We start from the raw sequence: 7,137 nt of genomic DNA on the forward strand, positions 1-7,137 counted from the left end.
AACCTCCGTAGGTCTTCGCCAGTACCGATGTGATCGCCGCTGTCAAAGTGGTCTTACCGTGGTCTACGTGACCGATGGTGCCCACGTTTACGTGCGGCTTTTTACGTTCAAACTTTTCTTTTGCCATGATTCCCCCAGCTTAGGTTGGCTTCTACTTGGTTGATTGCAGAATGAGCTGGGGAGAGAAGTGGTGCTGATAGGCAGATTCGAACTGCCGACCTCACCCTTACCAAGGGTGCGCTCTACCAACTGAGCTATATCAGCACTATACTGGAGCGGGCAGCGGGAATCGAACCCGCATCATCAGCTTGGAAGGCTGAGGTAATAGCCATTATACGATGCCCGCGATCCTGATCTCTTGAGGCCACCTCATCCCAAGAACTAGTGGGCTATGTGCCGCTTCTTGCACTTTTGCCGCCCAGTGTAAGTCATCAAAACTCACACCTGAAAAGTGGTGGAGGGGGCTGGATTACTTTGGACTCCTGTCCTTCGCCCTTCGGGTCATCCTTTCGGATGTTCAAAATCGCTCCAGGCGATTTTGTCGAACCAGCTTCGCTGGTGTAATCTCAACTCACCGTCCTGCACAAGACCCCGTCTCGTGCCGAGAATATGGTGGAGGGGGCTGGATTCGAACCAGCGAAGGCTGAGCCGTCAGATTTACAGTCTGATCCCTTTGGCCACTCGGGAACCCCTCCAGATTGATGGTGCCGGCTGCCGGAATCGAACTGGCGACCTACTGATTACAAGTCAGTTGCTCTACCAACTGAGCTAAGCCGGCACTGCATCAAGTGGGTGCGCATTCTAGAGTAACACCCTGCCTCACGCAATAGGGAATTTGGAAAAAATCCTCTCTTTCGCATCGTTTGCTCAAATTGCATTCAGCAATGCTGCTTTTCGTAGCATTTCGACGCGTTATTGACCAATAACTCAGGCAAACAGCGTCATTCCAAGGAATACCAGTTCAGGGTAGCTCTTCACTGTGAGGTTGGTTCTTTTTGCTATTCGCTGATGATCACCACCACAAAGCAGAATATCGTAAGAGGAAAAATTCTGTCTGAGGTACGCCTCGGCCTGTAACAGCAGTCCCACTCCCTGGGCCTGGCAGCCGGCGTCTACCGCATCCAATGTATTTTTTCCCACAATTTCCTCAGCCCAGTCTGAGGCACGGCCAGAAACCTTTTCTGTGTTTTGCAACAAACTTCTTCGCATTAAGGTCAGTCCAGGTGCAATCCACCCCCCCAGATGTCGTCCGGAAGCATCAACAAAATCACAGGTGGCCGCCGTGCCAAAGTCCAATACAGCAAAATTATTTTTAGTAATTTGCCTGCCGGCCAGCATGGCTAACCAACGGTCAATCCCTAGTTTACGCGGGTCATCATAGGCATTCATGACCCCAAAGGCCTGTTCAGAAGATTCCAGCCGAAGACATTGCTTGGCCTTTCCCTTAGCTAAAGCCTCTACCTGCTCCACAAGCCTTGATTGACCCACGGCCGCTATCAGTACCTTATTGATTCTGCCCATGACGGAAACCAGCTCATCGGCATCCTTTGCCCAGTTCACGGACAAGGGAATTTCTTTCGAGTACAAAGCATATTTTATTCTGGAATTGCCAATATCCAGCAGCAGGGCTTCATAAGGCACGGACACTGACTTCTCCCCCGTAGAACGCCTTGGTGCCACCGGGCAAAGAGATCAATAATGCTCCTTCAGCGTTGATACCCAGACATTCCCCTTCAAAATTGTTTGGGCCACATATCATTCTGACCCGTTTTCCCTGATGGAGATGAAGTCTGCTCCAAGGCTCAAGAAAGGCCTTCAGCCCTGTTTGTTCAAACTTCTCCAGAGCGTTGTACAAGCTCGTAAGCAGCTTTCCTGACAGCTTATTTCTGTCCGGCTTCTCGTTCATCTGGCTGGCAAGATCCGCCCAGGGTTGATCGATTCTTGATTGTTGAGATTCCGGCAACTCGACATTAATACCGATCCCCATAATGCAATGGCTGGTGTCATTGATTTGTCCTTCAACCTCGACCAGGATCCCCCCCAGCTTTTTACCGTGGAGGTACACATCGTTTGGCCACTTGAGTGAAAGCCCCTGCACCCCTGACTCCTCCAAAGCCGTCGCAATAGCCACTCCCACCGCCAGACTCAATCCACCCAGCATCTGGTAGCCACCTTCAAACCGCCAATACATGGAGAGATAAAGACTGGCGCCAAAAGGCGAAATCCAGGGCCGGCCTTGCCGACCTCGCCCGGATGTTTGTGCCTCTGCCAGACATGCCGCCCCTTTCACATGCAACTGTTCATGTTCCTTGAGATAAGTGTTGGTTGAATTCACTACACTAAGTACAACCAGAGGTGGGCCGCTGGTCCGGGCGATGTGTTGCCGGATCGTCTCTGTATTCAGTAAATCAAGCTTGTTTGATAGCCGATAACCTTTACCCGTGACACTGAATATTTCCAATCCCAGGGTTTGCAGGGCCTGGACGTGCTTACCCACTGCGGCTCTTGAGATACCGAGTTTGTCGCCCAACTCCTGGCCTGAGTGGAAACGCCCGTCAGCCAGGGTATTAAGGATCAGATTTCTTTTTGTCTCCACTGACGTGCTTACAAGCATATCTGCCCTTGTTTGCCTATCAGGCGGACCTCGTTCTCTAAGTCGATGGAAAACTCTTTTTTTACCGATTGCTTGATGTTCCTGGCCAGTTGCAATAACTCGTCGCCTGTTCCCTCTGCCTGATTAACCAGAACCAGGGGTTGGCTCAGGTGGCAGGCAACCCCTCCAATGGTTTTTCCTTTGAATCCCAACCTGTCAATCAGCCAAGCAGCAGGTACTTTCACATGCTCCTCGTCCACCGGATAGCAGGGGATATCTTTCCACTCATGCTGCAAACTAAGAAAGTGGCGTCGCTGAATGACTGGATTCTTGAAAAAACTACCTGCGTTACCAATCTTTCCCGGATCGGGCAATTTGGCTCTTCTCACTTCAACGACCTTATCAAAAATCTGCTGTGCCGTAGGTGTGCTACCCAGTGCCTGCAGCTCTCCATAGCTGCACTGGGGTATCCAATGCTTGGGAAAATCCATATGCACATAGGTGATCAGCTCTGATGCCATTTCGGCCCGCTTAAACAGGCTGTCCCGGTAGCCAAACTGGCATTCTGTTGCTGTGAAGCATGACACAACACCGGTTGTAAGATTAACGGTCTCCACCAAGGTACAAAACTCAGCCAACTCACGCCCATAAGCGCCAATGTTCTGAATCGGAGCTGCCCCCAGTGTCCCGGGGATCAAAGCCAGATTCTCAGCCCCATAAATCCCCTTGGTCATCAGCATGGTAACAAGATCATGCCAGTTTTCTCCGGCAGCCACACGGATCCTGAACAGATCATCGGTTTCTGAGATTTCAATGCCTTTGAGTGACACTTTCAGGACAGTGCCGGCAAAATCCTCCACAAAGATACTGTTGCTGCCTTCCCCCAGGATATAAAGGGGCCCTTCAGAAACCACTGGCAACTGTTCCAACTGCTGAAGCTGGATTACTCTGGCGGCATGGTTGCGAAAACCGAAGGTGTGATAGTTAGAGAGTTCGATCAAAAGAGTATTTCTCTGGCTCTGAATGTGCCTAGTGTATTTAAGCGCACCGGTCAGGTCGAGGCCAATTGCCAGTCCGTGATACAAAAAAGGCCCGCAAGGCGGGCCCAGAGACTCATACCTTAAAAGCTGTAGGTAACCTTCCCGTATAGGTAGCGACCTCTTGGACTATGCACCTTTGAGGCATAACCATAGAGATCATCATCACCGTCACCAATGGCAAATGGCGGTTCTTCATCCAGAGCATTATTCATACCCAATGCAAAGGACCATTGCTGGCTGTAGGCATACCTTACCTGCAGATCCAGCAATAATTGTGAGTCGACCATGCGAGATTCGTTAGTCTCGAAATCCAGCGTTCCGTCGAAATCAATATCCGGTGTATCTTCAAACTCCCCGACATAGGAGAAGGCTGCAGTAGCCGACCAGTCACCGCGAGTCCAATCCAATGTGGAGACCCAACGATGCTCAGGGTATTCATACTCTCCGGTCCATTCACGGCCATCCTTCTCGAAGTTGGTCATATAGCTCCATTCAAGAGAAAGCTTCAGTTCGCCCAGATCACTCATATCCAACAGGTAGTGGGCTGACAGGTCGACCCCCTGAGCCTCCTGAGAGCTGACATTAAAGAAGGTATTATTGATACGCGACAAGGGTCCCAGGGACTGTCCCGGCAGAGGAGCAAGGCGGACACAGACAGTGCTGTTCTGATTACCACACTCAGCTTCATAGACATCGCCAAATGGTACCTCGTCAATTTTGTTGTCCTGAGTGATGCTCCATACATCGATTCCTATATCGATACCCGTGTCTATCGCCCATATGGCGCCGATATTCCAGGTTTCGGATTCTTCAGCTTCCAGATCCGGGTTGCCGGCAAAGACGATGGTGTAATCGGTGGAGGCACAGGCCGGATTGTCTTCGTCCTGGACCGGGCACCGGAAAGTGTCGACAAAGAACTGTGACTCCTGTGACGGACCCAGGCCTATCTGCGCCAGGGAAGGCGCCCGGAAACCCTCACTCCAGGAGGCCCTGACCGAAATGCTGTCGGTGGGGCTCCAGCGCATGGCGACCTTGGGGTTAGTGGTGGAGCCGAAATCACTGTAGTCGTCGTGACGGCCGGCTAACTGTAATTCCAACGTATCTGCCAACGGCACGGACAATTCCACATATGCTGCCCACTGATCCCTGGACGCTTGTGCAGAAACCGATTCAGTACCAAATATCAGGCCGCGCTGGAACTGATCGTCTGGTATGTCAGAAACATCCTCTTCACGGTATTCATAGCCTGCGGCAATGGCCACAGTCCGACCATCAAACTCAAACAGATCACCGGTAATATGGGCATCATAAGATGTCAGATGCGATTCCCCCCGTCGCACCAGACTGGTGGTAATTGCATCTATTACTGACTGGGGATTCGTCACCCCACCAAAAGGATTGTAACGGCCTGCGTCAATTTCCTGCTGAAGCAGGTCGGTTCTAACCCATCCCTGGCTTCTGTCACCAGTCTGCAATGACCGGCTGCGACCTTTCTGCGCCGACACCTCCCACTCCCAACTATCAAAGGAACCCCGCAGCCCTGCCACTACCCGCATGGTGTCCGACTCAATATCCCAACGTCGGTTGCCTGCATCCACTGTACGATATCGTCCAATGCCAATGTCCTGGCCAAAAGGATTGTCAGGATGGTCAGCCGGCACTGTCAGACCTGCATCTTCATCCAACGGAGTGGCTGCTCCACCGGCCTCAGACGTATTATGCTGGACCGCTATCTCACTAAAGAGCTCCAGATCGTCGGTGATCATCTTATTCATTTGCAGAATCATACCCAGCCTCTCAGCGGCCGGGATCGCAATACTATGTGGTCCATAGTCATACACACAGGTCTGCCCAAATGATTTCTCTGGAGGGCAATCAGGGTCAATAACCGTTTGCCCATCGACCACAAACCTCCCTGGATAGCCTCTGGAGGATCGGAAGTCCATCCCGCCATAGGGTTCCTGGTTGGCCGTGCCAAACCGTCCCAGCTCACTGTTATCCAACGCGCTGTTGTTGAAGTAATCCAGAATCAGCGTGGCATTTCCGTCTTCATTGCCCGTCCCCCACACTGCGCTGAAAGTCTTTTCATCGTAACTGGGCCCCGTAGCCGAGCCATACCCGGCCGATAGCTCTGTGCCGACAAAATCTTTCTTCAGGACAATATTCACCACGCCGGCCACAGCATCAGAGCCGTAAATGGCTGAAGCGCCGTCCTTCAAAATATCAATGCGCTCAATGGCGGCAACAGGGATACTGTTTATATCCACAAAGGAATTCACGATACTTTCCGCAAAGGCACTGATCGCTACCCTTCGTCCATTGATAAGTACCAGCGTTGCGTCAGCGCCAAAACCGCGGAGACTGATGGCGGCCCCACCATTGGCTGTGGAATCCTGGCTATTGCCACGAGTTGAAAATGTACCAGCACCGGCAACGGGCAAACGTTCCAATACCTGTTGCAGGTTGTCGAAGCCCAAATTAGCGATATCTTCATTGGTAATCATGTAAACAGGGGAAGGCCCCTCGAGATCGGTCCTCTTGATCCGGGAGCCTGTTACTTCAATCCGCTCTGTTGAACCTTCAGCGCCTTGCGCCAGTGTTGCCTGAGGCATCAGCAAAGTAGAACCTACTGCAACTGCTATTGCTGATATCCGTAAACCCTTGTTCTTTGTCATAATCCTTTTCCTTTTTAAATTTTTTCATCAAACCTTGTCATCGGATATTCCGATAAACGGGATTAGCTATACCACCGGCAACAACCTGGAAACAAGAGACGAACTCAGCAATGGTGTTAATAAATGTAAATAGCGCAAGACACAGGGCCTTTTCATTCAGAAGGAAATAACTGGTCTGAAATACGTGGAAGCAGCCGTTATCGTAGATCTTTGCGGCTGTTTTTTGGGGGAGCCCTAAGATACCCCTCGGATAGCCCTTCTTCAGGAATGGGTGCCTGGCGGTTATGTCCAAGGATGGACGGTATTAGGGCAATGCAGGAGCCATTGCTTTGTGCGACCGCCATGGATGGCGGAAGTGCAGGTTATGCAGGAGCATTAACCTGCCTACTTTACTCCGGGCCTCCTGCCCTCCACCCTTTGGGCCATCGTCGTGCCTCCGATGTTCAACTTGGCTCCCGGCCAAGTTGTCACATGGGGGTAAATCACGCCCGGACGGGGATTAAGTATCCCCGTCAGTGATTTACGGGAGGCCCGGACGGCCGACCTGGAGGCTCGCACAAGGATGTGTGACAGATGGTTGCTGGCCTTTTAGAACTACGCACTATCAACAGTCGATGGGTATGGTGTCCCGGTCTGGTATTGCTCACGCGCGGCAGCGCTTAAACGAAAAAAGCCCAGTCATTAGACTGGGCTTTCTCGTTTAATTGGGAGCCTGGCGGTGTGCTACTCTCACATGGGGAGACCCCACACTACCATCGCCGCTATTACGTTTCACTTCTGAGTTCGGAATGGAGTCAGGTGGTTCCGTAACGCTATGGCCGCCAGGCAA

At 51.7% G+C, this 7,137-nt stretch carries 5 protein-coding genes, 4 tRNA genes and 1 rRNA gene; all 10 read right to left on the reverse strand.

Translation table 11 applies throughout. The features are described 5' to 3' along the window. Positions 1–127, reverse strand: a 127-nt coding sequence (locus J0A66_RS21245) for a GTP-binding protein (protein ID WP_241264361.1), incomplete at its 3' end; no start/stop codon positions are given. A 61-nt stretch (positions 128–188) separates the two neighbouring features. After that, positions 189–264 (reverse strand) — tRNA-Thr (locus J0A66_RS21250). Between the two features lie 7 nt (positions 265–271). Continuing rightward, positions 272–346, reverse strand: a tRNA-Gly gene (locus tag J0A66_RS21255). Between the two features lie 264 nt (positions 347–610). Then, positions 611–695: transfer RNA gene (locus J0A66_RS21260), tRNA-Tyr, on the reverse strand. Between the two features lie 7 nt (positions 696–702). After that, positions 703–778 (reverse strand) — tRNA-Thr (locus J0A66_RS21265). Positions 779–927: 149 nt separating this feature from the next. Then, the gene (locus J0A66_RS21270) at positions 928–1,647 is read right to left on the reverse strand and encodes a type III pantothenate kinase (RefSeq protein ID WP_206575877.1); all 720 of its coding nucleotides are present in this window, start codon (positions 1,645–1,647) and stop codon (positions 928–930) included. Continuing rightward, the gene (gene birA / locus J0A66_RS21275) at positions 1,631–2,614 is read right to left on the reverse strand and encodes a bifunctional biotin--[acetyl-CoA-carboxylase] ligase/biotin operon repressor BirA (RefSeq protein WP_206575878.1); all 984 of its coding nucleotides are present in this window, start codon (positions 2,612–2,614) and stop codon (positions 1,631–1,633) included. The genes J0A66_RS21270 and birA overlap by 17 nt, the downstream gene beginning before the upstream one ends. Continuing rightward, complete coding sequence (murB, locus tag J0A66_RS21280) at positions 2,605–3,594, reverse strand: UDP-N-acetylmuramate dehydrogenase (protein ID WP_241264364.1); 990 nt, start codon at positions 3,592–3,594, stop codon at positions 2,605–2,607. The genes birA and murB overlap by 10 nt, the downstream gene beginning before the upstream one ends. Before the next feature lie 119 nt (positions 3,595–3,713). Then, on the reverse strand, positions 3,714–6,308 hold the full coding sequence (locus J0A66_RS21285) for a TonB-dependent receptor (RefSeq protein ID WP_206575879.1): 2,595 nt from the start codon (positions 6,306–6,308) through the stop codon (positions 3,714–3,716). Between the two features lie 710 nt (positions 6,309–7,018). Continuing rightward, positions 7,019–7,134, reverse strand: a 5S ribosomal RNA gene (gene rrf, locus J0A66_RS21290). Positions 7,135–7,137 lie beyond the last annotated feature (3 nt).

Origin of the sequence: Bowmanella dokdonensis (assembly GCF_017254865.1) — a bacterium.
In the GTDB taxonomy this organism is placed as follows: Bacteria; Pseudomonadota; Gammaproteobacteria; order Enterobacterales; family Alteromonadaceae; genus Bowmanella; species Bowmanella dokdonensis.

Bases quoted from the DNA above. Each gene is read 5' to 3' on its own strand.
- birA (WP_206575878.1), bottom strand. From the start codon at position 2,614: ATGCTTGTAAGCACGTCAGTGGAGACAAAAAGAAATCTGATCCTTAAT.
- J0A66_RS21285 (WP_206575879.1), bottom strand. From the start codon at position 6,308: ATGACAAAGAACAAGGGTTTACGGATATCAGCAATAGCAGTTGCAGTA.